This is a genomic window from Vibrio sp. YT-16 (assembly GCF_033337405.1).
Classification (GTDB): Bacteria; Pseudomonadota; Gammaproteobacteria; order Enterobacterales; family Vibrionaceae; genus Vibrio; species Vibrio alginolyticus.
The window spans coordinates 363,901-389,245 of the sequence record NZ_JAWOQQ010000003.1 but is presented as its reverse complement, the minus strand read 5'-3'; the positions used below and the strand labels follow the sequence as shown (position 1 = coordinate 389,245).

Here is a 25,345-nt window from a genome sequence, read left to right as displayed (position 1 = left end):
CTAGGACACCATTATGATTATCTCAGCTTCTACTGACTACCGCGCTGCCGCGAAAGCCAAGCTTCCCCCGTTTCTATTCCATTATATTGATGGCGGCTCTTACGACGAACGCACGCTGAAGCGTAATACTGACGATTTAGGTGATGTCGCTCTTCGCCAACGCGTCCTACGCGATATGACAGATTTGAGCCTCGAAACCGAGATCTTCGGTGAGAAACTGGCAATGCCAATCGCGCTAGCTCCTGTTGGTCTAACTGGTATGTACGCGCGCCGAGGCGAGGTGCAAGCAGCAAAAGCAGCCGAGAAAAAAGGCATCCCATTTACTATGTCGACTGTTTCGGTTTGTCCGATTGAAGAAGTCGCACCTGCAATTGAACGACCAATGTGGTTCCAGCTTTACGTGCTTAAAGACCGTGGCTTTATGAAAAACGTACTTGAGCGTGCAAAAGCAGCAGGTGTAACAACGCTGGTGTTTACCGTTGATATGCCAGTTCCTGGCGCACGTTACCGTGACATGCACTCAGGTATGAGTGGTCCTAACGCAGCCATGCGTCGTGTATTCCAGGCGATGCGCCACCCAAGCTGGGCGCTGGATGTGGGTCTACTTGGTAAACCGCACGACTTAGGTAACATCTCAACTTATCGTGGCGAACCAACAAAGCTAGAAGATTACATCGGCTGGTTAGGCGCAAACTTCGACCCTTCTATCTCCTGGAAAGATCTTGAGTGGATTCGTGATTTTTGGGATGGTCCAATGGTTATCAAAGGCATTCTGGATGAAGAAGACGCGAAAGATGCGGTACGTTTCGGCGCAGATGGCATTGTGGTATCTAACCATGGTGGCCGTCAGTTAGATGGCGTACTTTCAAGTGCTAAAGCACTACCAAGCATTGCGGATGCGGTAAAAGGTGATCTTAAGATCTTCGTAGACTCTGGTATTCGTACTGGTCTTGATGTCGTTCGTATGCTCGCACTTGGTGCAGACTGTACGCTTCTTGGCCGTTCATTTGTGTACGCATTGGCAGCACAAGGCGGAGCAGGCGTTGAAAACCTACTGGATCTGTACGATAAAGAAATGCGTGTAGCAATGACGCTGACTGGTGCTAAGTCTATCGCGGATCTTTCACGCGATTCGCTAGTGAAAATCCCATAATCTTTGCAATCGAGCAAAACAGAAACGAAAAAACGAGCCAACAGTGGCTCGTTTTTTATTGCTCTTCAACCCGATAATTTGACGAGCAAGCTAGCTAACTTGGTGAACGTACTCGATCACGACTTGGTTTCCGTCGATAAACACGTTACTGATATCGCCATCCACCGTCACACGATTTTGTAAATAAACGGTACCAGATGCAGATAGATCACGCTCCGTCAAAGACGGAATCACCTGACCAGGACGTACATGTAGCTGCTCGCATAGCTGTTTTACAAAACCTAGCGTCAGTGGAGAATTACCACGTAACAAGCCAGAAAACTCGTGTAGACTCAAACCAAGGCGCTTCGCCATTTCCATTTGAGTGATGTGCATTTTGGCTTTTTGTGACATCCAGATGTCGTAGAGCGCGTTTCGATCCAGCTCTGTAAATTCCATATCTGCCTCCGCTAATTCAAGAGCCAATACACTCTCACACTTACTTAAGATAAATGTTAGCGATAAGTCAGAGAAGTTATAATTGATCGTCCAAATATCAACCCTCAATCATTGGTAGCGTACCTCTGAACATGCATGAGGCGGTCGCTCAGCAAAACGTAAAGGTAACTCTCTTGTCATTGGAAGGAAAAGTCCATCTCGGCGGTTTAGACATAAGTAAATGATTTAAAGGAAATCACTGGGGTGAAGGAGTAATATCTGCTACCTTTCCTTCCATGGTTCACTAGAAATAAGTTACATATGCCACAGTGGTTTACCGAATTACAAAGCTACATTGAAACGTCTCATCAAAATTGGAGTGGAAGCGTCCTTTTCATTACGCTCGCTAGCTTTATAGCTTGGATAGCTTGGCGGCTGATTCGCTCTCGCCTCGCTGCGCTCGTAGAGAAAACGCCCTTCCACTGGGATGACATGTTGCTTGATGCGCTAAAAGCGCCAGTCAGTACACTCATTTGGTGTTGGCCTGCAACCGTCTCTATCGGCATCATATTAGAGAGCGAGCTCAACGATAAAATAAACTGGTTAAGTACGCTGAAACTGATTTTAATCATCAGCATCTTCGTATGGACCGTTATGCGGCTCATTACCAATGTTGAAGAGCATGTACTCGAACAAAAGAACCGAGATGAAACAACAGTACAAGCGATAGCTAAGGTCGCGCGCCTGTTCTTTATTACCGTCGGAATTCTAACCGTAATGCAGGCATTTGGTCTGTCACTATCGGGCCTACTTACCTTCGGTGGTGTTGGTGGTTTGATCGTCGGTTTAGCGGCGAAGGATTTGCTGTCTAACTTTTTTGGAGGTCTTATGATCTACTTCGATCGTCCATTTAAAGTTGGCGATTGGATCCGTTCTCCAGACCGACAAATAGAGGGGACGGTAGAACGCATTGGCTGGCGTATGACCATTATCCGAACTTTCGATAAGCGTCCACTGTATGTGCCAAACTCAGTGTTTAGCAGCATTGTCGTAGAAAACCCATCTCGCATGCTGAACCGACGTATCTACGAAAAAATTGGACTTCGTTACGACGATGCTGAAAAAATGCCGCAAATTATCACCGCGGTAAAAGAAATGCTGAAAAATCACAAAGACATTGATGCACGCCAAACACTTATCGTCAACTTCGATACATTCGGTCCATCATCATTGCACTTCTTTATCTATACCTTTACTAAAACCGTGAATTGGGTGAGATACCATGAGGTTAAGCAGGACATACTGCTTAAGGTAATCAACATCATTAAAGAACACGATGCAGATATCGCGTTCCCTACTCAGACGCTTAAGCTTGATCCTATACAAATGGTAAAAGCGGAAGAGCAAGAAGATCACGGCTTCTAGTTCTCACCAATACCCAAATAATCAAGCCCGCTGTGTTTAAGCGGGCTTTTTATTTTTCTTCGCATGAAGTGGTTATTGTTGCGTTAACACCATACGTGCATTCAGCGGTTGGATTGGGCGATTGTTTTTCCCCATTACTTCCGAAAAAGATTTTATCTGCTCAGGAGAAATAGTTTGTGCTTCTTTCATCACCAACCAACGCACACCTTCAGAGCATGGCGGTGTCGTTAGTGAGCCGTTAAAGCGGTAGTAGTCTTTATCACTTGGGATAAGGGCATCAGCATCAAATGGAACCTTGATGGTAACATCTTGATCTTTAGTTGGAATGTTAGCTAGCATCTTAGCTAGATCTGGGTTCGCGTCACCCAGTTTAAAGAACACCGCGACAACAGCTAGATGACCTACTTTGTCGGCATGCACAAAGTGTGCTTCTAGAGGGTATTCTTTACCGTCCACATGGTTTTCAGATGGCGTATGGAAGTGGAACTGTTTCAACGTAAACTCTTTACCATCAATGGTGAGTGTGTTTTTACCTTCTAAACCAGTCTGTAAAGTGTGACCGTTGTTCAGCAGTGAAATTGCCTTACCTTCGTAGTCGAAATTCAATTTTTCTAGCTTCGCTTCGGTCGCCGATTCAATGTTGATTGGGCTCTGGTTTTGACCTTTTGCGCACTCAGATGCAAACTCACCCCAATGAGCAGGTCCATGGTTTCCCTCGTAGCCCCAGCTTGCTGCATAAGCTGTTCCTGTAAATACCAGTGCCAAACCTAATGTTGTTAGTGACTTCTTCATCATTTTCCTTATTTCTGAAAGTTAAATTCCGTGAGAATAAAGCCATACTAATCTCACAAAATTAAGCAGTGACAGAGTGAAAACTATGATTACAAAAGATTTTTGGAATAGAAGCCTCTAATGATGTAATTGACATGATGCTCAAAATTGAACGTCAACGATTATTGAGTCGGTGTAAGTACCTGCAGGAGGGGTCGTTTGGCTGGTTAGTATCTGCGCGCGATAATTATAATTCTGTGGAGTGATACCATCAGGAATAGAGCCGCCAGTATCGACGTCACTGTGTTCACGACGTTCAGAACTGGTTCCTCCCCAGCGATCCATCGATGATGACTTATAGATTTCATACTCCAAATAGTGACCACTAGAAATCATTCGTCGCTGACCGCCGGACGCATTTAGGCCGTCATTCAAGCCAATGGAGAAGGAACTATTCTTGGTACAAGTTAACGATATAACCTGACTGACTGGTTCAAAACCGGCCACTAATGGGGATGAACCAAAATCAATATCTGGCGCTGTGATCATACAATCAGGGGTCACTTCCAACTCAACCGTAATCACGCTTTGAGCGCTGCCATTGGCGCGGCCAATGCATACCCCTAGAACCCCGATACCCTTACAGTAATCCCAAATCCAGGATACGGTGATTTGGTCTTTATAAGTCCCAGCGGAAAGATTACTACCCGCTCCCGTCCGAGCATAAAGCGGAAACTCAGCTTGAGTGCCAAACAACCCGAGTAAATCGAGTAACCCGATTTCAAAAAAATTGTAAGTTTGGCCGAATACATACTCTTGTGAAAGACCTGGATCGCCAAAAATCTGATAGCTGAGCTCCGAACTCGGATCATCCTCATTTAATAGCAAACCATTATTTATACTGTTAAACGTTGCTGATACGTAGTCGCCACTTAACAAAGACACAAGTGTAGAAAAGTCACACGTAATCCCCGCATGAGGCTGAGCTGAGCTTTGCTGCTGAGAGCTTGAAACAGTAAACGAAGAAACATTGCCAAACAAGATTAAAGGTGTTGCCGCCGTGAGCTGACAAGCCATTGTCGAGAACGAGAAAAAGAGAAGTAGGCTAGCAAACCAGCTGCGCAAAATCATAGTGCGGTCTCTTCTTCGGCTTTGATACAAACCTGCTCAGGCAATGTTTGTATTTTTTGACTCTCACGCTGATACAACCCCTCAATAAACACTTTACATGGCGACTGTCCTTGAGGATAAAACTGAATATAGCGGCCTGGGTCAACGCCTTCAAAGTACGTAAAACCATCCCAACCAATTTGGCTTGTTAAGCCCGTTTCTGAGCGGCCATATGTACCAATCGGAAGGAACAAATGATTTTCGTCTACCACCGTCATGCTCAGTGCAATTTGTAGCTCTATTGGGAACTCTAACAGGTAGCCGTAGCCCGAATGTATCGAAGCAAACTGCTCTGTTGCAGAAAACGCAGCATTGGCAGGTAAATTAAGTGGATCGATTTCATATTTGGCGGTGTAATACGCCGTAGCCCAAGGAACAAGTAAGTAACCTTCATCGTCTGTCACTCCGACAATTTGATTTTCATATTTAACCGGAATACCTTCAAAACCACTGGTGCTCACCACAGCGAAGCTGTCATACACTTCATTCGCCGGGAATATTTCTCCATCCAACGTAGAGACCGAACCTGCCATTTCCGCAAAATAATCATAGTCGCCACTGGTGCCATTTAACCCCGCTCTGAACTGCGCCCATGACGCACGGTAGGTCAAATCAGCCTGTTTACGGTTTTCTGGGTGTTCGTTAATATCATGCGCTAAATTGACGCCCCACCCACCTCGTATTGGCGCAAGGCGGCTATAACCCACTCGCCCTCGCACATCGCCATCGTCCTCTCTTTTCAGCGTTAGCCCCGAACTTCCCCCCAAAGAACTGAAAGGTAGAGAGAATTGCGCCAGCGTAACACTCTGACCACCAATACTATGGTTGTAAGAAAGGGACATATTGATATTAAAAGGCAGAGCGTAGCTATAAGTAAGATTTAGGGTACGTGAATCTGAGTCGGATTGTTGAATATCAAAGTACCCACCAGAAAGTGAGCCCCAATCTCCCAAACGGACTCCCATATTGATTTGTGATAGATGACGCGACGCGAGTGAAGCGTCCTTGCCTTCATCGAGCATTTCATAATTTGGTAAATGAGATAAGGTATAAAAGTCGGCTTGTTCTACTTGAGTTCGAGCAGCGAAGCTAAACAGCCGAGACTGATAACTATAACCTAGCGCATATGAGGTAGATTGATCCTGAAAATTACTCACACGAAACGAGGCATCCACCGTACCCAAGTTGAAAGCATTGGTGACAAAGCCCAGCCCCGCAACGATCAGGTCATCTTTTGCTTCAGCTTGAGCTTCTAATGTTAACCAATCAGTCATGCCATGACGCAGAGCGGTAACCACGCCACCGTCTCCATAGTCGTTAGATGCATTACCGAAATTTTCTCTGATCGCACCAATACTCGCACTGTAAGATGTAAATCCGGTCTTGAGTAGATCGGAAGAGAGAAAAAATGGGCTGGTCATGACCGTTTGCTTACCCTGAGCATCCGTTGCAATTACCGTTGCTTCCCCAGCACCAGAGAGCATTGGAATATCGTTAATAATGAAAGGACCGGGCCCAACATTCATTGAGTCAGTTTTAAAGCCATTGATAAACAAATCTAACGTAGTGGGCGCTGTGACTTCACCGTAAAATGCAGGTAACGGCGTCGTCACGACATCCGGACGCATAGAGAAATCATGTGATAACTGAATACCCGCCAGTCTTACTGGTTGGCTCCAAGATAAAGGGCGAACAATATAGTCCCCTACCTCCATACGAATTCGCTTCTCTTGATTGACGTACTCGTAACTCGTATCAAAACGAGTGTACTGGCTGCTTTGCTGGGACTGAACATCGCGATGAAAGTTAGATTTAAATATCCCGGTAGTAGAAAAAACGCCAAACTCAGAAAAGGCTCTGACTTCATGATTTATAGAAACCTCCTTTTGTCGGCTTTCGTTCTCGTACACACCAAATACGTTGTAGTTAAGCAGGCCACCACGCCCAAACTGAGCCGGGGAAAATCGCCCCATATCCTGCGCTGATAAGCTCTGCATCGGTAACCAATTAGGCGGTACGTCAATTGTAAGTTGCAATGACGATTGCAAGTAACGCACGTTAACTCCTGGGATAGACGTAACCTCAAGTCTCTCTTCAGTTCCAGGCAACGACTTGGCGGTAACCCCAACTGAAATGAGGTCCTCCCGGAGCAAAAAGAACTGATCGCCAACTCGCTCAACTTTCGCAACAAGCCCTGTTGCTCTTTGATTGATCACCAACTCCAGATTGAGGCTAATATTCTCAAACTTTTCTAATGAGAAATTTTCAGGACTCGGTAGCTCAGAGAAGTGGTTTGCTGAATTTGCACAAAGACCAATACTGCTCCACGTTACGCTAAGTAATACCAACCAAAAGAAAGCATTCATTGTATTAAATCTATTCATTATTGCTTCAATGGTATTTGGTAACGTTTACCTCCAATATTCGCGCTCAAACTCAAGGGTCTGACATTACTATGGGGAATAGACCAAACCTTATACTGTTCAGGAAGAATATAGCCAGCTAGTCCATCGGAAATAACGACAGGATCTTTATTTGGTAGATTCAACTGTAAATTCACTAAGCGAACATGGTGTTTTCCTGAATTTTTAATGTGAACAAAACGCTGATTATTTTTCTTAATAAACTGTGCCTGTAAATCACCCCATAATTCACTGTCACGGTTTGGTTTTTGAGTATCAGTCAGCCCTTTCCCGTAAATAAACAAAGGTATCGAGTAACGCATTCGGACTTTTACAGCGAGTTCATTTTCCGTCAATTCTGTTTGAGGGTTTTGAGTTGGCGGTAATTCATCTATGATCACTCGGTATGCATACTCCTTACCTGCAGAGGCCTCATCTTGGTTGATGATGCGGATTAACTGCTTTTCACCTGGTTCAATTTTGACAAACGGAGGGGTTGCAATTAACTGGCTTTGACTTGAATAACTATCTTCTCCTTCGTTTTGTTCCCACTTAAAAATTCTCACCTGTAAATAAGAATCAACACTGCCTTTATTTACCATCCAAAGTGATGTTGCATTACTCTCCTCTGATATTTTGGGGTAAATCGGCCAAATTAATAATGAGTTAGCATTGGCATTTGAGAAAAAAACAAAAAGGAAGGTTATTAATAATAGTTTTTTGAGTATGAATTCCATTTCACCCCTCCAAAGTTCACTTACCACTCTAATGTCAGCGTAAGCGTATCCATATAAATTCCAGCCATTTCATTCCCATTTATTGTCGCCTTTGCCCAGATAGGAAACTGAATATTATCTGGGTCTTGGTCGGTATCGACGGAATATTGCGTGTCAATATCAAGCACCTGCGTATAATTTAGATCCTGAAACAAAAAGTAATCTACCGTTGTCGCTTCTTCACTGTGCTTTAGCTTACGTACACCATCCGATGCATTCATCCCGCCATTTACGGAAACATTCATCGTAATACCCGGAGTACAACTTAATGTGAGTGATGAACTGTAAGTGATGCTGCCTTGTACTTCCGTCGCGTAAACTGAAGAATGCTCACCAAAATCTAACGTGCCTATTTGCCCGGCTTGGGTTGCGCTTTCTTCTTGTACTGCGCCGTTAATCAAACAACCTGTATCTACGGTGGCAGACACCTGAAAAGTTTGTGTCGCATCAGCCAGCACAGTTAAAGAGCACAAACTCATCGCGACAAGTGAAAAGCCCCTAACAACCAGCGTCACGTTTTACCAGCTTAGCGTCACACTGATGGTATCGGAGTATGTACCGGCAATGCTGCTCGTACCGTAAGCTTTCGCAAAAAGCTCAATAGTTTGCGATGTTGCACTAGTAAATTCAGACAGAGCTACCGTCCCGCCTTGTATAATTTGTGTGCTTCGGTCTGAGTCGGTAAACAACGTATAATCAATAAATTGCGCGCCATTTGACATCGCGTAGGTACCAACGGTCGCACTTGCATCATACAATCCGGTGCCCAATGTAAACGTCGGTGTCACACCGTTACTACAAAGCACTTCAATACCCGTCGCACTACCACCATTTACCACACCATCTTGTTCACTGAAGATTGCAGGCACGTCTCCAAAGGCGAGTGAGCCAAAGCCAACGCCAGAAGCTGCATCTACCGCATTATTTCCATTAATCACACAACCTTGTACAAGGTTAATTGAAACATCAATCGTACCGCTCACTGACGCTCCACTCGCTTGCCAACTAAATGAGGTTAAGAGCAGAGGCATCATCAGATAAAATCTTTTCATATAAAGCTCCATTTTTACATTCCACTGTATATCGGTAACCTTTTTATTAGTTATAGCTCAATTATGACAAACCAAATGCATATAAAATGTAAAACAATAAAAAGAAGCAGGATAAGGATAAAGACGAACAGCAAATAAAAATATTAAACTTAAAAGTGACGATTTTTAAGCATGTAATGCTAAAAAATAACCACTAAAAACAAATGGTTATTATCTTGTTCCAAATACAGAATCGACAATGAGTTAGAAGGTAGGGTGAAGTTGAGTGGAAAAAATCTAAAAAAAGTAGCAGAACGACACGAGAAGTTTAGAAAAGATTGGCGACCATTTCTTCCCAAAACAAGAATCTTCATGAAACAAAAATGCGCCCCAAAAAGGAGCGCATTTCTTACTTGAATAAGTTATTCCCAATCAAGAATAACCTTGCCTGACATGCCGCTGCGCATTACGTCGAAGCCTTCTTGGAAATCGTCAATCTTGTAGTGGTGCGTGATGATTGGCGATAGATCCAGACCAGATTGGATCAGTGAAGCCATCTTGTACCAAGTTTCGAACATTTCACGGCCGTAGATACCTTTGATCACCAAGCCTTTGAAGATAACTTGGTTCCAGTCGATACCCATGTCTGATGGTGGAATACCTAGTAGTGCAATACGACCACCGTGGTTCATTGTGGTTAGCATTGAGTTGAATGCTGCTGGGTTACCAGACATTTCTAGACCTACATCGAAGCCTTCTGTCATGCCTAGCTCAGCCATTACGTCTTCTAGCTTCTCTTCTGCAACGTTTACTGCGCGTGTTACGCCCATCTTACGAGCAAGTTCTAGACGGTATTCGTTCACGTCTGTGATCACTACGTGGCGAGCACCAACGTGTTTTGCTACTGCAGCTGCCATGATACCGATTGGGCCAGCACCTGTGATAAGCACGTCTTCGCCTACTAGGTCGAAAGAAAGCGCGGTGTGTACTGCGTTACCAAACGGGTCAAAGATAGACGCTAGATCGTCAGAGATGCCTTCAGGGATCTTGAACGCGTTGAACGCTGGGATCACTAGGTATTCTGCGAATGCACCTTCGCGGTTAACGCCCACACCAATCGTGTTACGACATAGGTGAGTACGGCCGCCACGACAGTTACGACAATGACCACACGTGATGTGACCTTCGCCAGATACGCGGTCACCGATTTCAAAGCCACGAACTTCCTGACCAATCGCAACCACTTCACCCACGTATTCGTGACCGACAACCATAGGCACTGGAATGGTTTTTTGTGACCATTCGTCCCAGTTATAGATGTGTACGTCTGTACCACAGATAGCGGTTTTCTTAATTTTGATCAGAATGTCGTTATGGCCGACTTCAGGTTTATCAACCTCAGTCATCCAGATGCCTTCTTCAGGCTTTAGCTTTGATAATGCTTTAATTTTCATAATGTAACCTTAATTAAAGGCCCTATTGTCTAAGGCCTAGAATCTTAAATAAGACCCATGTCCTTACCAACTTGGATGAACGCGTCGATTGCACGGTCTAGTTGCTCGCGAGAGTGCGCCGCAGACATTTGAGTACGGATACGTGCTTGACCTTTTGGTACTACAGGGAATGAGAAGCCGATTACGTAGATGCCTTTCTCCAGCGCACGCTCTGCAAATTCTGCTGCTACTTTTGCGTCGCCAAGCATGATTGGGATGATTGCGTGGTCAGCACCACCCATTGTGAAACCCGCGTCTTCCATACGAGTACGGAAGTGTGCTGCGTTTTCCCATAGACGATCACGTAGGTCACCGCTCTCTTCTAGTAGATCTAGAACGCGGATAGAAGCGCTTACGATTGCTGGTGCAACAGAGTTAGAGAATAGGTATGGACGAGAACGCTGACGTAGCCAGTCAATCACTTCCGCTTTACCAGATGTGTAACCGCCTGAAGCGCCACCCATTGCTTTGCCTAGCGTACCAGTGATGATGTCGATACGGTCAACCACGTTGTGGTGCTCGTGCGTACCTGCACCTGTTTTGCCCATGAAGCCAACAGCATGAGAGTCATCAACCATAGTCAATGCGCCGTACTTCTCTGCTAGGTCACAGATAGCCGGAAGGTTTGCTACTACGCCGTCCATTGAGAACACACCGTCCGTTACGATAAGAATGTGGCGAGCACCTGCTTCTTTCGCAGCGATCAGTTGTTGCTCTAGCTCTTCCATGTTGTTGTTTGAGTAGCGGAAACGCATCGCTTTACATAGACGAACACCATCGATGATTGACGCGTGGTTTAAAGCGTCAGAGATGATTGCGTCTTCTTTGCCTAGAATAGTTTCAAATAGGCCCGCGTTTGCGTCGAAACATGATGTGTAAAGAATCGTATCTTCTTTACCTAGGAACTTAGAAAGCTTCTGCTCAAGCTCTTTGTGGATGTCTTGCGTACCACAGATAAAACGTACTGAAGCCATACCAAAGCCGTGCTCGTCCATGCCTGCTTTACCCGCTTCGATAAGTGCCGGGTGGTTGGCAAGGCCAAGGTAGTTGTTCGCACAGAAGTTTAGTACTTCTTCACCAGTAGAGATTTTAACAGCCGCTTGCTGTTGAGACGTAATGACACGCTCTGATTTGTAAAGGCCTTCCGCCTTTACTTCTTCGATTTGCTGCTGAATCTGTTGGTAGAATGCAGAAGACATTTGAAATTCCTTCCTAGTTATTTTGGCGAGTATTTACTCGTTTAGAATTAGGTTGAGCCTTTATGTGACGGGCGTCACGGGCTATCACTCATCAATTAATTGTAGTGTAATTCAAGGAAGGAGGAAGGATTATACCTTAAGGTGGAAAAGCATTAATGAATCCTAGGCACAAATTCGATTAATGCTTTTCTATGAGGTTGTTATAAAAGGAATTATAGCCAGGTAGGCTTAGCCAAAAGTGCTTCAAAGTCCTTAGCAGGTAATGGTCTGCTATAGTGGAAACCTTGTCCGAACTCACAGTTTAGGTTTTTCAGGTAATCCACATGACGCTGTTCTTCGATGCCTTCTGCGACGATCTTAAGATCCAGCGCTTTTGCCATTGCTATGATTACGTTCACAAGCTCGCGGTCTGAGTCGTTCTCGAACATATTTTGCATAAAGCTACGATCAATTTTTAAGCGGTCGAACGGAAACTTCTGCAAGTAACTCAGCGCAGAATAACCAGTACCAAAATCATCAATAGTAAGTTTGGTGCCTAACGCTCGTAAGTTATTAAGCATGTCTAATAGCTCAGAATCGTGATTGAAGAGGAGACTTTCTGTCACTTCAATATCGAACTTATCTGACGGAAGACCAGACTCCTCAAGGCTGTGTTTAATAAACGTAAGTAAGCGCTCGCAGTACCTAAATTGAACACTAGAAAAGTTTACAGAAACAAACAACGGAGTCAGACTCTGCCATTGTGCCGCTTGTCGACACGCTTGTTGAATAGCAAACTCACCAATTTGATGAATTAAACCATTTTTCTCTGCAATAGAGATAAACTCTTCAGGGTTTACGAATCCGTACTTGTCATCATTCCAACGCATTAGCGCTTCTGCCCCTACGATTTTACCACTACTCAGCTCAATAATTGGCTGATAATACAGCTCTAACAACTGATTGGAGATCGCACTTCTCAGACGATTTTCCAGATCTAAGTAGCGTTGCAGGTCTTGGTTCATATTATGGTTATAAAAACAAAAGCCATCACGCCCATCTTGCTTCGCCCGATACATTGCCATATCTGCACATGCAAGAAGCTGCTCAGCGTTGTCTCCGTCATCCGGGAACACAGACATTCCGACGCTGCTACTCAAGAAGAATTCATGGTTGTTCCAAACAAACGGATCGTTAAACGCCGAAAGTACACTTGAAGCAACTCGCTTTGCAGTATCATTATCAGGCAAGTCTGGGATGACGAGTAAAAACTCATCCCCACCAATTCTCGCCAATAAGTCTGTTTTTCTCGCGACTTGATACAGTCGCTGAGCACTGAGTTTAAGGATTTCATCCCCAACAAAGTGTCCCATTGAATCGTTAATCTGCTTAAAGTGGTCTAAGTCGATGAACATCACCAAAACTTTAGACCCACTACGCGATGCCCTAATTAACTCCAAAGCCAATCGCTCGGAACCATAACTACGATTAGGTAAATTGGTTAATGTGTCATATTTAGCTTGGAAGGCGAGTTCTTTTTCAGACGCTTTTCGACGTTCAATTTCGTTCGTTAATTTTTTATTCTGTTGAGAAAGAATATCTTTACGCTTTTTTTCTTCCTCAAGCTTAATTTTCAATTCAATCCTATTATTGTTCGTGATGAATGCATAACATAAAGCAATGACGATCATAACGGCCAGAATACTCAAACCAATAATAAAGAGCCGTGATGTAAATATATCTCGTTCACTCAAAGGCTCGAACCACGCCATCAATTTGAAGTGATGTTTATCCACAGGAACTTCAAAGTAAATTTTTCCGTCTACAGCCTCAGAAACGAAATAATTCTCATCCTTATTGTGAGAAGGTGTTTTATTTATGGTATCCCATACAACCATTTCCACGTCTTTTATTTTTAGCACCATTCGGCTATAACTATCTTCGTGTTCTTGGTTAGTAAGTTGGTCAATAACAATATTCTTATTAAGATCGGCAATTAAAAAGGCAACAGGCTTTCCGGAGAACTTAACTTGCTTAATGACTTGAATGCGAACGTCATCATTGTATCGCGTCGCACAAACCTCTTCGGGATGCCCGTGTTGAGTCATTAAGGTTTGTATGTCCATCTTATGCTCGGCAAGGTTTTCGGAGCCTGTGGTGACAATGGTGACTCCATCACTGCCGACCAGCGTGAGCTTTTTATAGATTTGGCTGCTATTAATTAGCTTACTGTCTATCTTCTCATCGAAGCGACGCTTTAAATTAATTAAACTGGCACCTAACCCATACTCCATTGACATTCCAGAAGCTAAATTACCAAAGAATGTTTGTATTGTTTTATCTGTAGCTAGATTATCAACATCTTCACTCGCTATGGTAAATAAATTATCGAGTGTGCTTGCATAACTTTTAACTTTTAAATCTAGTTCTCTGTATTGAGATTCTTTTAATTTATTTTGACCTACGCTAGTCACAGTAATAAGCATAGCTAGGTAAATTGAAACTAATATTGCGCTTATTGTAATAAATCTTTTACTGGAAAATTTTTTAACGGCCTTATTCATCGGACTTTCTTTTTATCTTCTATAAAGTAATCGTTATAAAAGTAGTAAATAGATGGATAGTATTTTTTTACTAATTTTTCGTATGAACCGTCTTTTTTTATCGAGTCTAAATAACGATCAAATGCTTTGCGTAATTCAGGGGAATTTTTACGGAATGCAACAGCCATTTTTTGATTTTCAGATATAGGGCCAATGACTTTTATTTCGCCCGGCCATTTTTCGAGGGCAATTAGCGTATCCGCAACATCTAATAATGTGCTTTCCGCATCATTTTTCATTATCGCTGGAACCATCTCATTAAGGAGACGCGCCCCATCAGGTAATATAACTTTTGCACCTGTGTCATATAAGTCATAAAGGTTAGGATCCAAGCAAGAATGTTCTAAAGCTAACACTTCGCGACCATCGATCAGCTGCTTGACGTTTTTAACATCTTCATCGACCGACCCACTTGGTTTAATCGGGCTCAGACTAGAGTCGGATCTGGAAACCAACCATACACCTGAAGGAAAATAATCTTGTGAAAAATCGACAACCTCAGAGCGCCAATCAAGAATAGTAACGCCATTTGCGATCAAATCGCCTTCAATTGGAACACTTTCTCCGACAACAGCCTGCTTGTTGTGATATTGCACATTTTGCCCTATCAACTTACCAACCACGTCGCTCCACTGTGCTGGAACATACTGGTACTGAACACCTAACGACTTGGCAAAACCTTTTATTATCTCTACATCCAAGCCAGTCAAAGTTTCCACTTCACCTTGTTCAATATAGGAGACAAAGTTAGCGTACGGGACACCAATGTGACGCAGTACACCGCGTTCACGGATTTGTTGTAAATCGTCTGACCAAGCGGCAGACGACGCAACAGAGGTAACCATGAGCGCCACCGTCGCTAAAGTTCTTTGGAATGTTATGACTGACATAATAATATCCTTACCTTTCACAAAGCGCCCAATAATGGGCGCTTGAGTGATAAACAACGATGTTAGAACGACGAGTAATACAAATTCGTCATCGCCACTACGAGCCCTTCCACATCTTGTTCGTCATGGAACAAATGCGTAGAGATACGCAGCGCGTAAGTATCAAAGTCATCATCCTTATGCAGCTTAAAGCTAGTCGTACGGATGATGTAACCATATTCTTCACGTAAACGATCTCGGAATTCCGTCAGTATCTCTTCATTAGTTACATCGGAGAACGGGTTAACCGTGGTTAAGCCACTGGTTAAGCCTTCCACGTTTGGTGAATACATTTTGGCTTGTGGTAAGTACTCTTGAAGCAAGGTTTTACATAAACTACCAAGGCTTACAACTCGCTCTTCGATACGGTCTCGACCAATCTCATCCCACATTTTGCAACTATCAACTAGTGCTTGTTTCGCAGGATAGTTATCGTTACCAATGTATTGCATTTGCAGCTGTTTACCCAGGTAATCAGCATGAGAAAGTGAGGAGTTGATCAACCATAACGGGTTCTCTCGGTCACTCCAATACTCATTCAAACGGTTACCGTTATCACGAACATACAGAATACCTGTCGCGCCCGGACCACACTGCCACTTATGGCCAGACCCTGCATAGAAATCACAATCCATATCGTGGAAATCAAGGTCAAACATACCGACCGTATGCGCGCCATCAACAAGAGTAGGTACACCATACTCTTTTGCTAAAGCACAAATGGCTTTTGCTGGTAGCGCGGTTCCTGTTTTGTATGTGATATGAGAGAAAACAATTAGGCGAACGTTTTGATTCGCATCAAGCGCGTCTCGGAACGCTTGAATGTAATCTTGCTCAGAAACGTTTTCGGTACCAGTAAATACTGGTAGTTGAATTTCTACCACATCCACACCAAAACGATGTTTCGCTACGTTCATAGGTGATGTTGCAGCAATATGTTCATGGTGTGTCGTTAGAATCACATCACCTGGTTCAAAGTGTAAGCCATTAATGATCGAGCATAAGCCATCAGTAGTGTTGCGGCTGAGAATGATCTCTTCTGGGTTAGCACCAAAACCTGGTGCGACGTCTTTAACCATCTCTGAAACATAAGGCCAAGAGCCAAATTTGCCTTTCATATCCCAAGGATATTTAGCCACCAGCTTGTTGTTATGCTCGTAATCTTCAAGAACATGTTTTGGCATTGAACCTGTTGTACCAATGTTCATGTAAGTGGTTCGTTTGTCCAAAACGAACTGTCTTCGCACTTTACGCCAGAAGCGCTTATCGTGTTTTCTACCTAGCCCGCGGCTGCTCCAATCAATTTTCTGTTCTCGTGCTTGAGCTACGCCTGAGAAAGCGGAAGCACTCACACCAGCAACAACAGCTCCTGTTGCGCCTTTCAGAAAATTACGGCGGCTGCTATTAGTCTGAATAGATTCCTTGTCTTTCATCTTTTTCAATCCTTGTCGGAAATTAGCCATATTATTAATTTTAAGTGCGTAACTATCTGTTACTAAAACATTATTACCCATTACAATCAGAGTTTAATTTTTTCCTCTGCCATTAAGTGACTTTAGTTCCAATTTTTTATCTTATTTGATGATATAAGCAACAGTTTGACCACAAATCTATAAACAACAATGTTCACATTAATATATTCGTTAATTTGATTATTCTTTATTGCGGACAATTCCACCTAATTCTTTATAAAACAATTATGAGCTTTGTTATAAAGTCATTAAAAATTTAACTTTGCGTTAATTTAAAAATATTCAGGCTATTTTAAGATTGGCGTCTATTCTTTTTATATCTTAACGATCTCAACATGTTAAGACTAAATAAAAGAAAGCTGATTTCGGATCGAGATATCAGTTTAAGACCATAAAGTGATACACATCACTCTATGACATAAACTCACCGCTCAACAGACATAAGTAAAACAGGTTTTCACTAATATGTGCTTGAGCGTACACCCTAAAAGAAGGAGGTCCCATGTTAAAAGGATTGCTATGCATTTCAGTTGCATCCGCTCTTGTCGCCGCCCCTAACGTGCTAGCAAAAACGGTAGAAATGACTGCTCTTAACACCAATGAGAGTGCGGGTACCATTGAGATTTCACAAAGTGATTATGGCGTTGTTTTTACGCCTCAATTATCAGGTTTGTCAGCAGGTGTGCACGGTTTCCATGTTCACACTAATCCATCTTGCGATAGCATAGAAAAGGATGACAAAACCGTATTAGGCGGCGCAGCAGGTGGCCATTATGATCCTAACAACACAGGGAAGCATGGCTATCCTTGGACCGATGACAATCATTTAGGCGACTTGCCTCCACTCTATGTGGACATGGACGGCAATGCCAATCAGCCCGTTGTCGCTCCTCGCCTAAAATTATCAGATTTAAAAGGTCGAGCGTTAATGATCCATGCAGGCGGTGACAATCACTCCGATCACCCAAGTAAGCTAGGTGGTGGCGGCGCTCGCGTCGTATGTGGTGTTATTGAATAAACATTAACTTATGTCTCACACTTCTCTTTAGATTGCGAGAAGTGTGAACTTCTGTTGATACTGAGAGGAGGTTGCATTGGTCTCAAGGTAGCTGTGGTGAAGCATTAAGATCGATTGAACAATCTTCGTCCCGATCCCCAAAGAACCGCCCTCCGCTTCTTCCTCGATGTGATTGACGAAGGTAAAGTGGATACGCGACTTATCCTCACTCAAATGCGCTTGGCAATGCACTTCCGAGCCGATTGGGCTGTGGCGCAATGCATTTTCAAGCAGGTTCAATACCAACCGCACCAATAGCCCCTTGTCACCCACGGTTTGGATTTCACTATCGATATCCACTTTCAACACCACTTCTTTACGAGAAAACTGGCTCTGCATCGTTTCGGCACATTCTGCCATCAACGCGCCAAGATCTACGGGGCGGTACTCGTAGTTTGGCATTGGAGCTTCTTTGCGCGCGGCGTCTAACAAAGAATGCAATTGAGTTGAGAGCTTCTCACAATTTCGGAAAGCGACGTCAATCAAAGGATCAGATTCCGGATATTGCAAACGCCACGTTTCCAAATAGCCAAGCACGCTCGATAACGGCGTTTTTAAATCATGGCTAAGCTGCAACAAGCTTTGACGACGATGAGACGATTGATACTCCAACTGTAAAAACTGCTGCTGAATGTGCTTCGCCATCATCTGATAAGAGTGCGCAATCGGCACAAGCTCCGGTACTTGGTGAGTAAAATCAGGTTGCAGACGGAAATCATGTTCAGCTTGCTGTTGAAGTTGTTTGGTCACGCGCTCAATTGGGTTCAATAGGCTACGTTTCACAAGCACATAAGCCCCAAGAGCAAAGCCTAAAATGGACACTAAGACCAATCCTGCTAGCGCGATGTAAGGGGTATCAACTTGAGCATTGGCAATGGCGTCATGTCGGGTACTGCCAATCACCACGTAGAGATAACCGACCGTAGAGCCTAATTCCTCTATCGCCGCGACAGAAAAGACTTTGTGCTCACCACGATTACGTGGGTCTTCACCCAAAATAGGAAAAGGTTGGTCATTTAAGAATTGCTTAATGGGATTGAGATCCACCTTCCCCATGATCTCCGCCCCTTCCGGCGCTGCATGAGTGGTGATGTTACCTTGGCTATCGAGGAAGTAGATTTCAAAATCAGGGCCGATCAGCATGAGCGTATGAAAGATCGACTTAAGCGCTTTAGGGTTGTAATCCGTACCGATCATCAGTGGATTATCATCACGCATGTGGCTAGCTAGCTCTTTATGCAGACTTTGCTTAGTGCGTAACTCAATGGTTTCTTTTTGCCAATTGTAAGTCAGTGCAATCACCACCGCCGCGAGGCAGAACCACAAGCTAGTAAATACTACCAAGCGAGATTTGAAGCTCATCCTATCGCCTCCTTAAACAGCGGTGTTTTTGCAACACCCGTGATGATTGAAAAATGACGGTGAAAACAACTGCCGACTTACTGTCTGGCTTGATGTTTTGACTTACTTTCTTGCATTAGTGTCTTGGCTGAAACTTATATCCAACACCCCAAACAGTTTGAATGAAGTGATGATCAGAATCAGACAACGACAACTTGCTGCGTAAACGGTTAATGGTGCTACACACAGTGTGGTGATAACCAGAATGACTGGTGTTCCAAACGTGATCGAGCAATTCATCTTTACTGTAGACTCTGCCCGGACGAGTCGCGAGAAACTGCAGCAAAGTAAACTCTGTCGCGGTGAGCGTGACATCTTTGTCGTTTAAGGATACTTGGTGCAACTCCGGAATAATTCTCAGCGGGCCAAAATCCATCGCATCGTCGAGGACTTCATTTGCCACCTTTGCTTCTGCGGTTTGGCTGACTCTGCGTAACACGTTTCGCACTCGTGCTTGGAATTCTAATACGCTAAATGGCTTAGTGATGTAGTCATCAACGCCCGCTTCTAAACCGTCAACCTTGTCCATTTCACCGTCTCTGGCTGTCAGCATGAGCACTGGGCTCCAATCTTGTTGCTGACGCAAATAATGGCAAATGTCTAGACCATCACCATCTGGTAAACCTCGGTCAAGGATCAATAAATCAAAGGGTTGTTGCTGGTATTGCGTTTTAGCATCGGCGACATTTGTGGCTCGCGACACTTGGTGTCCTTGAAACTTGAGATGCATCTGAACCAGCTCTGCCAAATCATCGTCATCTTCCACCAACAAGATGTTCGCGACTAAATTGATTGCCTGTTGTTCCATGGTCCTTTCCTTGCCTTCGAGTATCCTCACTTTGCACATGACCGGAACAAGTTAGAAATTCTTTCAAAAAAGGTTCCGATGACGCCATGAGGGATAAAGCGCTCGGCTACAAGCGCTTTGGAAAGGAGACGTCATCGGAGCCTGTGTTACTCGACTCGAGTGATGGTGACTTTCGCACCTGGGTTCAAGAAACGATGGTTCGCAGAGAGTGCTGAGTTTGCTAATCCATCATCTTGGCTAACAACACCCGCATGGAATGCAACAACGTCACTGCTGTCATTACGAGCGGCATTGAACCCCTCACCGCCCCCCGCAGGGCCCGGAATAGTTGCAGCAAGTTCATCGTTCAGTTCTGTGCCGGAATCCCAAACGTTCATGCTCATTTCGTAGCTTTCACCCACTGCGAGCGATTTGAGCGATAGCCCCGTTTCGCCAACAAAGGCATCGTTGGTATTCACGAACATAGACGCCACAGACAAGTAACCGTAACGACTAGGGTCAACCGTGATGGTGACTTCGTCCGATGCACCCGGCAACACCAATCCATTGCCCGAAATGCCTTGGTAAACACTGTCATTGCTGTTCATCAACTCAATCAGCTCAGCGTTACTCCCGCCTTCGGCAAGATGCTCAAGTTCAACAGATGCGGCTTGTCCAATTTCAAACAGTTGGTAGTCACCATTGTGAGTGAGTACCGCGAGCGGAGACATAGGTTGATTCGCAGTCAAGTTCGCCACGTTGACGGTGTAGCGGTACGATTTCACTACATCGTTATCATCATCGCTTGGACAACCGGCGAGCAAGCCGACTGAAGCTGCAACTAGTAAGATTCTGTATTTCATACATCCCCCTTACTTCACAACGATTGTGATGGTTGCAACTGGGTTTAACCAACGATGGCTGCTGCTGTCTAGGTCACTGATGCCGCCGGCTGGATCGCTATCACCAAGGTTACCCGGATGCACGTGAACTTTGTCGTTAGTTACCGTTGCTTCAACGCCTGTGCCGCCAGTACCAAAGGTAATGAAAGGTGGGTTTGGCATGCTAGACGCAAGTTCATCGTTCGCTTCTGTTCCGGCATCGTAACTTCTTAGCGTTGCTCGGTATGTACCCGCTTCCGTTGGAATCTTCCAGCTATCTAGACCGACAAAACCGTCATTGGTTGGCAGCAACATCGCGCTCAGAGAAAGATAACCGTGGTCGCCACTGTCCAAGGTGAAGGTGGTTGCAACACCCGGATTCAAAATACCACCAGCAGGGTTCTCAACCACCGCACCACCAGCGTTACCAATCACACTCGCAAGACCAGAGATATCACCGCCTTCTGCCATTGCTTCTAGTTCTGGAGTCGCTGCTTGACCCGTTCTGAACATTTGAAGGTCGGAGCCATGTGCGGCAACAATAAGTGGCGTAAAGTAGATGCCTTTGGTTGCGTTTGTCACGGTGATTTCCAATTCTGCCGCATTCACTGATGCAGAGCCTAGTGCCATAGCGACTGAAGTCATGACGAGTCCGAGTTGGGTACGTTTTTTCATTGTGATTCCATCCTTTAATGAGGGTTGAACTACCCAAGCCCATGTGTACGGCTTTACTTCTTTGTTCGTGACTTGAGTAGGTTAAGCATTACGTTTCGAACGTTTTGCGTTCTTGCCTCTAAGAATGACGAGCAAATCTATCAGCAACTTCATCGAATTCTCATAAAATTCTCACAAGTTCTGTTCGAATTCTGTCAGCAGCACTTTTTTACTCTTAATCAGGTATTTACACGTCGCGCTTTCCCCTCCTACAATGCGGTATTCTCTGTTTAAATCACGATTCTCACCATGATTGATAACGTTCTGTCTGCCTACTATGGCGAAATCTACGGCATCGCTTTTTTCAACCACTACTTGAGCCATTACGCCCAAAGTGAACAACAAACGCTGTGGCAAACCTTGATTGAAGTGGAAGAACTCACCGCAGAAAAGCTCAAACCTGTACTGCTGACAAATGGCATGGATATCGAAAGTCGATACCAAGAGATGCTGGATAAAGGCTTGGCAGATGCAACCAAGTGGATTGGTTTACCATGGCAAGAGTTGGTGGCGACTCTTCTGAAGTGGGTAGAACCTTATGAGGTCAAGTATCAAGAGTGGCATGAAGAAGTGAAAGCTTCACAGCAGTATGCAATCGCTGAGCGAGAAGCTATCGAGTTGATTGCAGACCACGAAACGGCCATTTATCACTGTTGGCAGCAATACCATACTGGTGAATCTGGCTTGCCTGCACTCAATGCATTTTTGGCAAAATATCGTTAAAGCGAGACGGTGACACTTGAACCTCGTGAAACCGTACCAGACAATATCGTTATTCCGCAGCGCAGAACCGAACAATTATGGTTAATCCAAAACTCATTGCCCTACTTCCTGATCTTGCGTCGTTTATCTTGGTGGTAAACGAAGGCAGTTTTACCGCTGCAGCCAAACAACTCGGCGTGACGCCATCGGCTTTAAGTAAGTTGATCACACGATTGGAACAAGCCCTCTCGGTGAAACTGTTTGAGCGCACAACTCGTAAGTTGATCATCACTCAAGCAGGGCAAAAGGTTTACGACCAAAGCATAGCAATGGTAAATGCCGCGCAGCAAGCCGTTGAGCTATCTGCGGAAGATCATGCCGAGCCAACAGGCGCACTCACAGTGGCAGCCCCTGAAGCATTTCTTAATTCGGTGCTTCAACCATTTGTGTTGCCATTCCTAGAACGTTATCCAAATATTCAGCTTAAGCTGAGAGCAGCAGATGGTGAGATTGATCTTTTCCGCCAAGGTATTGATGTCGCATTCAAGCTCACCGACAAACCCGATGAGAATCTGGTACTCAAAGAAATTAGCAAGACCAATCTTGTTTTGTGCGCCTCTCCAGATTACCTCACCAAACACGGTATGCCTGAGCATCCCACTGAACTTGAGAAGCACGATTGTATTTACCTTGCCGAGAACGACAAAGACAACATCTGGTCGTTCTTTAAAGAGGAAGCGTTCCACTCGATTGCAGTAAGTGGACGCTACGCCGTCAACCACTCCCAAATGCGCTTGAACGGGGTTAAGTCTGGCTTGGGAATTGGGATCTTCCATGACTTTGTGATCAAAGACGCGTTAGAGCAAGGAGAAGTGGTGGAAGTATTGCCGGATTGGATGATCAAGAGTAACTACCACGGCGCTATCGCGATGCAGTATGCGCAAACCAAATACATGCCTGCTCGTCTGCGCGTGTTTATCGACTTCGTTAAGGAGCATTTAGTCTCCAAGGATACTAACCATGCTTGAGCTAACCATGTTTGAAGAGGCTAACCATGTTTAATGCTATTCATCACGTCGCGATCATTTGCAGCGATTACTCAAAGTCAAAACGCTTTTACACTGAAGTGTTGGGATTAAAAGTCATTGCTGAAAACTATCGTGAAGCCAGAGACTCCTACAAGCTTGACCTCGCTTTACCTGACAGCAGTCAAGTTGAACTGTTTAGCTTTCCGGGCGCCCCTGAGAGACCGAGCTTTCCCGAAGCGCAAGGCCTGCGACATCTCGCTTTTTTGGTTGATGATGTTGAGCAAGTGAAAGTCTACCTAGAATCGAATGACGTTGAAGTTGAGCCAATTCGTATTGACGAATTTACAGGCAAAGCCTTTACCTTCTTCCAAGACCCAGATGGCTTGCCACTGGAGATTTACCAGAAATAAAAAGAGCCAGCACTTCGACTTCGCAGGCTCTTTTATTATTCCATTCTTTGTCTGTTACTAATTCAACGCCATTTTCAGTTTCTCAACGCGGTTGAACAACAGCCAATCCAGTGCGAGAACCGTAACAATTGCCAAACCGCCCATCGGGAACGCGAGACACAATATCACTAACGTTACTAAGCCAAGCTTCCAAATACTGTCTTGTTGAAACTTAGGTGGCGCGCCCAATGCGGCACTGCGACTTGGTCTACGAATCCACCACATCACCACACCTGTGATTGAGATTAAGATGAACGCCAAACAGAACACTACGTTGAGTACTTTGTTCAATATACTCACATCACCTTGATGCAATGACACACCTGCCGCCATGAACTTGGCAAATAGGCTGTAATCTTGCCACGTTACATCCACCAACAAGCGACCGGAATACTGGTCAAAGTGGCTGGTGCGATCTTGTCTTGGGTCGGAAATATCGCCGCCCATAGAGTTAGCTGCAACGGTGTAAACGCCCGTCTCAGAGCGTGGCAAAAACAGCTTATAGCCAGTGAAGCCCAACATTTCAGCCTTGAGGATGATATCATCAATGGAGAGCGCATCATGGTTGCCTGCGTATGCCGTCTCTTCCTTCATATTGGCATGATCATGAGCGGGCTTATCTTTCGACTCTGGCACAGCAGCAAGCTCTAAGTTCCATGGCATCTCTTCTGATGCACCATGGTTAAGATCTTTATGTGTCAGCGTGGATTCCGGTTTCTCACCCCATGTGTAATAGGTTGGGAAGGTATTCCAAGCTTGCACCATTTTCGCGCCCCAGATCCCTGCCCACGACAAACCTGAAATCAAAAAGAACAACAGAACAATCGACAGCACGCCACCTAAATTCGCATGCAGGTCACGCATCAAAATTCGAGGGCCATTGTTAAGGCGAATTTTCAAAAAGCCGGCGCGGCTGGCGTTGTCTCTAGGTAACCAAAGGTACAAACCAGACACCAACAGTAAAATCCCCAGACTTGCGGCGATTTCAATTAAACGGTCGCCTAGGTCGCCGATGAGCAAGGTGCCGTGAATGCTGTTCATCAGTTCATAGATGCTGTCACCACGATTAATGGTGCCCTGTACGTCTCCTGTATAAGGATTTACTGCAACAATCAACGAGCTGCCTTCTTGGTTTTGAATCGAGAATCGGTTGGCAATATCGGCCGTTTTAGCAGGTACAAATTGAGTGACATTAAAATCGGGATACGCCTGCTTTACGGTTTCCAATTGTGCAGAGACGGGAACCATTTGCTCTTGTGGTGAAACTTGTAATGTCGCTTCGTATCGAGCCAGTTCGATTTCATCATCAAACAACATCACTAACCCCGTGAGGGAAAGTATCAGCATAAATGGAATGACGAACAAACCTGCGTAGAAGTGCCATCGCCACGTCATAAAGTAGATGGATTTTGCGCGTGAGGCTTCCTTGAGTTGAGGCTTTGCCGAGTTTCTCAACATGTGTATTTTCCTTTTTTCATTGTTGAACACCCAAATTGAGCCAAACGC

The 25,345-nt window shown here is 44.6% G+C and carries 23 protein-coding genes; 6 read left to right on the top strand and 17 right to left on the bottom strand.

What is annotated here, in order from left to right; translation table 11 throughout:
* The first annotated feature begins 13 nt into the window (after positions 1-13).
* Positions 14-1,153: an FMN-dependent L-lactate dehydrogenase LldD gene (gene lldD, locus R7F07_RS07870; RefSeq protein ID WP_005383962.1), complete on the top strand. Its 1,140-nt coding sequence runs from the start codon at positions 14-16 to the stop codon at positions 1,151-1,153.
* 90 nt (positions 1,154-1,243) lie between these two features.
* Here the strand turns inward: lldD and R7F07_RS07865 are convergent, their stop codons facing one another.
* On the bottom strand, positions 1,244-1,591 hold the full coding sequence (locus tag R7F07_RS07865; RefSeq protein ID WP_005375109.1) for a helix-turn-helix domain-containing protein: 348 nt from the start codon (positions 1,589-1,591) through the stop codon (positions 1,244-1,246).
* 300 nt (positions 1,592-1,891) lie between these two features.
* Here R7F07_RS07865 and R7F07_RS07860 point away from each other — a divergent pair, with 300 nt between their 5' ends.
* Positions 1,892-2,995, top strand: a complete 1,104-nt coding sequence (locus R7F07_RS07860) for a mechanosensitive ion channel family protein (protein ID WP_005375107.1) — start codon at positions 1,892-1,894, stop codon at positions 2,993-2,995.
* 72 nt (positions 2,996-3,067) lie between these two features.
* Here the strand turns inward: R7F07_RS07860 and R7F07_RS07855 are convergent, their stop codons facing one another.
* The 11 genes from R7F07_RS07855 to R7F07_RS07805 form a co-directional block, all read right to left on the bottom strand.
* The gene (locus R7F07_RS07855; RefSeq protein WP_005375106.1) at positions 3,068-3,787 is read right to left on the bottom strand and encodes a carbonic anhydrase; all 720 of its coding nucleotides are present in this window, start codon (positions 3,785-3,787) and stop codon (positions 3,068-3,070) included.
* Between the two features lie 141 nt (positions 3,788-3,928).
* On the bottom strand, positions 3,929-4,897 hold the full coding sequence (locus R7F07_RS07850; RefSeq protein ID WP_171342459.1) for a spore coat U domain-containing protein: 969 nt from the start codon (positions 4,895-4,897) through the stop codon (positions 3,929-3,931).
* A complete protein-coding gene (locus R7F07_RS07845; protein ID WP_373921582.1) occupies positions 4,894-7,320 on the bottom strand; it encodes a fimbria/pilus outer membrane usher protein in 2,427 nt (808 codons plus the stop codon). The genes R7F07_RS07850 and R7F07_RS07845 overlap by 4 nt, the downstream gene beginning before the upstream one ends.
* Positions 7,320-8,075 carry a molecular chaperone gene (locus tag R7F07_RS07840; protein ID WP_025768578.1) on the bottom strand — a complete coding sequence of 252 codons (756 nt, stop codon included), beginning with the start codon at positions 8,073-8,075 and terminating at the stop codon, positions 7,320-7,322. Before R7F07_RS07840 ends, R7F07_RS07845 begins: the two co-directional genes overlap by 1 nt.
* Before the next feature lie 20 nt (positions 8,076-8,095).
* Positions 8,096-8,593 (bottom strand): spore coat U domain-containing protein, encoded by a 498-nt coding sequence (locus tag R7F07_RS07835; protein ID WP_017820521.1) that lies wholly within the window; start codon positions 8,591-8,593, stop codon positions 8,096-8,098.
* A gap of 39 nt (positions 8,594-8,632) precedes the next feature.
* Positions 8,633-9,178 carry a spore coat U domain-containing protein gene (locus R7F07_RS07830; RefSeq protein ID WP_005375099.1) on the bottom strand — a complete coding sequence of 182 codons (546 nt, stop codon included), beginning with the start codon at positions 9,176-9,178 and terminating at the stop codon, positions 8,633-8,635.
* Between the two features lie 389 nt (positions 9,179-9,567).
* Positions 9,568-10,599, bottom strand: coding sequence for an L-threonine 3-dehydrogenase (gene tdh / locus R7F07_RS07825; RefSeq protein WP_005383983.1), 1,032 nt, complete (start codon positions 10,597-10,599; stop codon positions 9,568-9,570).
* 44 nt (positions 10,600-10,643) lie between these two features.
* The gene (locus R7F07_RS07820; RefSeq protein WP_005375095.1) at positions 10,644-11,837 is read right to left on the bottom strand and encodes a glycine C-acetyltransferase; all 1,194 of its coding nucleotides are present in this window, start codon (positions 11,835-11,837) and stop codon (positions 10,644-10,646) included.
* A gap of 212 nt (positions 11,838-12,049) precedes the next feature.
* Positions 12,050-14,380 carry a putative bifunctional diguanylate cyclase/phosphodiesterase gene (locus R7F07_RS07815; protein WP_005375094.1) on the bottom strand — a complete coding sequence of 777 codons (2,331 nt, stop codon included), beginning with the start codon at positions 14,378-14,380 and terminating at the stop codon, positions 12,050-12,052.
* On the bottom strand, positions 14,377-15,309 hold the full coding sequence (locus R7F07_RS07810) for a transporter substrate-binding domain-containing protein (RefSeq protein WP_171342458.1): 933 nt from the start codon (positions 15,307-15,309) through the stop codon (positions 14,377-14,379). Before R7F07_RS07810 ends, R7F07_RS07815 begins: the two co-directional genes overlap by 4 nt.
* A gap of 62 nt (positions 15,310-15,371) precedes the next feature.
* Positions 15,372-16,781, bottom strand: a complete 1,410-nt coding sequence (locus R7F07_RS07805) for an aminotransferase class V-fold PLP-dependent enzyme (protein ID WP_005375092.1) — start codon at positions 16,779-16,781, stop codon at positions 15,372-15,374.
* A 541-nt stretch (positions 16,782-17,322) separates the two neighbouring features.
* Between R7F07_RS07805 and R7F07_RS07800 the strand changes: the two genes are divergently transcribed.
* Complete coding sequence (locus tag R7F07_RS07800; protein WP_104976434.1) at positions 17,323-17,838, top strand: superoxide dismutase family protein; 516 nt, start codon at positions 17,323-17,325, stop codon at positions 17,836-17,838.
* Positions 17,839-17,865: 27 nt separating this feature from the next.
* Here the strand turns inward: R7F07_RS07800 and R7F07_RS07795 are convergent, their stop codons facing one another.
* The 4 genes from R7F07_RS07795 to R7F07_RS07780 all read right to left on the bottom strand — a co-directional run bounded on the left by R7F07_RS07795 (position 17,866) and on the right by R7F07_RS07780 (position 21,621).
* Entirely contained in the window at positions 17,866-19,239 is a 1,374-nt protein-coding gene (locus R7F07_RS07795) for a sensor histidine kinase (protein ID WP_171342457.1), read from the bottom strand.
* Between the two features lie 115 nt (positions 19,240-19,354).
* Positions 19,355-20,086: a response regulator transcription factor gene (locus R7F07_RS07790; protein ID WP_041053947.1), complete on the bottom strand. Its 732-nt coding sequence runs from the start codon at positions 20,084-20,086 to the stop codon at positions 19,355-19,357.
* Between the two features lie 146 nt (positions 20,087-20,232).
* The gene (locus R7F07_RS07785; protein WP_005443001.1) at positions 20,233-20,928 is read right to left on the bottom strand and encodes a spondin domain-containing protein; all 696 of its coding nucleotides are present in this window, start codon (positions 20,926-20,928) and stop codon (positions 20,233-20,235) included.
* A gap of 9 nt (positions 20,929-20,937) precedes the next feature.
* Positions 20,938-21,621, bottom strand: coding sequence for a spondin domain-containing protein (locus R7F07_RS07780; protein WP_033906705.1), 684 nt, complete (start codon positions 21,619-21,621; stop codon positions 20,938-20,940).
* Positions 21,622-21,909: 288 nt separating this feature from the next.
* Between R7F07_RS07780 and R7F07_RS07775 the strand changes: the two genes are divergently transcribed.
* The 3 genes from R7F07_RS07775 to R7F07_RS07765 all read left to right on the top strand — a co-directional run bounded on the left by R7F07_RS07775 (position 21,910) and on the right by R7F07_RS07765 (position 23,800).
* Positions 21,910-22,383, top strand: coding sequence for a hypothetical protein (locus R7F07_RS07775; protein WP_170897360.1), 474 nt, complete (start codon positions 21,910-21,912; stop codon positions 22,381-22,383).
* A gap of 77 nt (positions 22,384-22,460) precedes the next feature.
* A complete protein-coding gene (locus R7F07_RS07770; RefSeq protein ID WP_167415866.1) occupies positions 22,461-23,390 on the top strand; it encodes a LysR family transcriptional regulator in 930 nt (309 codons plus the stop codon).
* A 26-nt stretch (positions 23,391-23,416) separates the two neighbouring features.
* Positions 23,417-23,800: a VOC family protein gene (locus tag R7F07_RS07765; protein WP_318110473.1), complete on the top strand. Its 384-nt coding sequence runs from the start codon at positions 23,417-23,419 to the stop codon at positions 23,798-23,800.
* A gap of 57 nt (positions 23,801-23,857) precedes the next feature.
* Here the strand turns inward: R7F07_RS07765 and R7F07_RS07760 are convergent, their stop codons facing one another.
* The gene (locus tag R7F07_RS07760; protein WP_171342456.1) at positions 23,858-25,297 is read right to left on the bottom strand and encodes a PepSY-associated TM helix domain-containing protein; all 1,440 of its coding nucleotides are present in this window, start codon (positions 25,295-25,297) and stop codon (positions 23,858-23,860) included.
* Positions 25,298-25,345: the final 48 nt, after the last annotated feature.

What these genes read in the sequence shown, in the direction of transcription:
- R7F07_RS07790 (WP_041053947.1), bottom strand. Translation starts at nt 20,086, where the DNA reads ATGGAACAACAGGCAATCAATTTAGTCGCGAACATCTTGTTGGTGGAA.
- R7F07_RS07805 (WP_005375092.1), bottom strand. Translation starts at nt 16,781, where the DNA reads ATGAAAGACAAGGAATCTATTCAGACTAATAGCAGCCGCCGTAATTTT.
- lldD (WP_005383962.1), top strand. Translation starts at nt 14, where the DNA reads ATGATTATCTCAGCTTCTACTGACTACCGCGCTGCCGCGAAAGCCAAG.
- R7F07_RS07795 (WP_171342457.1), bottom strand. Translation starts at nt 19,239, where the DNA reads ATGAGCTTCAAATCTCGCTTGGTAGTATTTACTAGCTTGTGGTTCTGC.
- R7F07_RS07855 (WP_005375106.1), bottom strand. Translation starts at nt 3,787, where the DNA reads ATGAAGAAGTCACTAACAACATTAGGTTTGGCACTGGTATTTACAGGA.
- R7F07_RS07840 (WP_025768578.1), bottom strand. Translation starts at nt 8,075, where the DNA reads ATGGAATTCATACTCAAAAAACTATTATTAATAACCTTCCTTTTTGTT.
- R7F07_RS07765 (WP_318110473.1), top strand. Translation starts at nt 23,417, where the DNA reads ATGTTTAATGCTATTCATCACGTCGCGATCATTTGCAGCGATTACTCA.
- R7F07_RS07815 (WP_005375094.1), bottom strand. Translation starts at nt 14,380, where the DNA reads ATGAATAAGGCCGTTAAAAAATTTTCCAGTAAAAGATTTATTACAATA.
- R7F07_RS07860 (WP_005375107.1), top strand. Translation starts at nt 1,892, where the DNA reads ATGCCACAGTGGTTTACCGAATTACAAAGCTACATTGAAACGTCTCAT.
- tdh (WP_005383983.1), bottom strand. Translation starts at nt 10,599, where the DNA reads ATGAAAATTAAAGCATTATCAAAGCTAAAGCCTGAAGAAGGCATCTGG.
- R7F07_RS07770 (WP_167415866.1), top strand. Translation starts at nt 22,461, where the DNA reads ATGGTTAATCCAAAACTCATTGCCCTACTTCCTGATCTTGCGTCGTTT.
- R7F07_RS07760 (WP_171342456.1), bottom strand. Translation starts at nt 25,297, where the DNA reads ATGTTGAGAAACTCGGCAAAGCCTCAACTCAAGGAAGCCTCACGCGCA.
- R7F07_RS07865 (WP_005375109.1), bottom strand. Translation starts at nt 1,591, where the DNA reads ATGGAATTTACAGAGCTGGATCGAAACGCGCTCTACGACATCTGGATG.
- R7F07_RS07835 (WP_017820521.1), bottom strand. Translation starts at nt 8,593, where the DNA reads ATGAGTTTGTGCTCTTTAACTGTGCTGGCTGATGCGACACAAACTTTT.
- R7F07_RS07775 (WP_170897360.1), top strand. Translation starts at nt 21,910, where the DNA reads ATGATTGATAACGTTCTGTCTGCCTACTATGGCGAAATCTACGGCATC.
- R7F07_RS07800 (WP_104976434.1), top strand. Translation starts at nt 17,323, where the DNA reads ATGTTAAAAGGATTGCTATGCATTTCAGTTGCATCCGCTCTTGTCGCC.
- R7F07_RS07850 (WP_171342459.1), bottom strand. Translation starts at nt 4,897, where the DNA reads ATGATTTTGCGCAGCTGGTTTGCTAGCCTACTTCTCTTTTTCTCGTTC.
- R7F07_RS07830 (WP_005375099.1), bottom strand. Translation starts at nt 9,178, where the DNA reads ATGGAGCTTTATATGAAAAGATTTTATCTGATGATGCCTCTGCTCTTA.
- R7F07_RS07785 (WP_005443001.1), bottom strand. Translation starts at nt 20,928, where the DNA reads ATGAAATACAGAATCTTACTAGTTGCAGCTTCAGTCGGCTTGCTCGCC.
- R7F07_RS07820 (WP_005375095.1), bottom strand. Translation starts at nt 11,837, where the DNA reads ATGTCTTCTGCATTCTACCAACAGATTCAGCAGCAAATCGAAGAAGTA.
- R7F07_RS07845 (WP_373921582.1), bottom strand. Translation starts at nt 7,320, where the DNA reads ATGAATAGATTTAATACAATGAATGCTTTCTTTTGGTTGGTATTACTT.
- R7F07_RS07780 (WP_033906705.1), bottom strand. Translation starts at nt 21,621, where the DNA reads ATGAAAAAACGTACCCAACTCGGACTCGTCATGACTTCAGTCGCTATG.
- R7F07_RS07810 (WP_171342458.1), bottom strand. Translation starts at nt 15,309, where the DNA reads ATGTCAGTCATAACATTCCAAAGAACTTTAGCGACGGTGGCGCTCATG.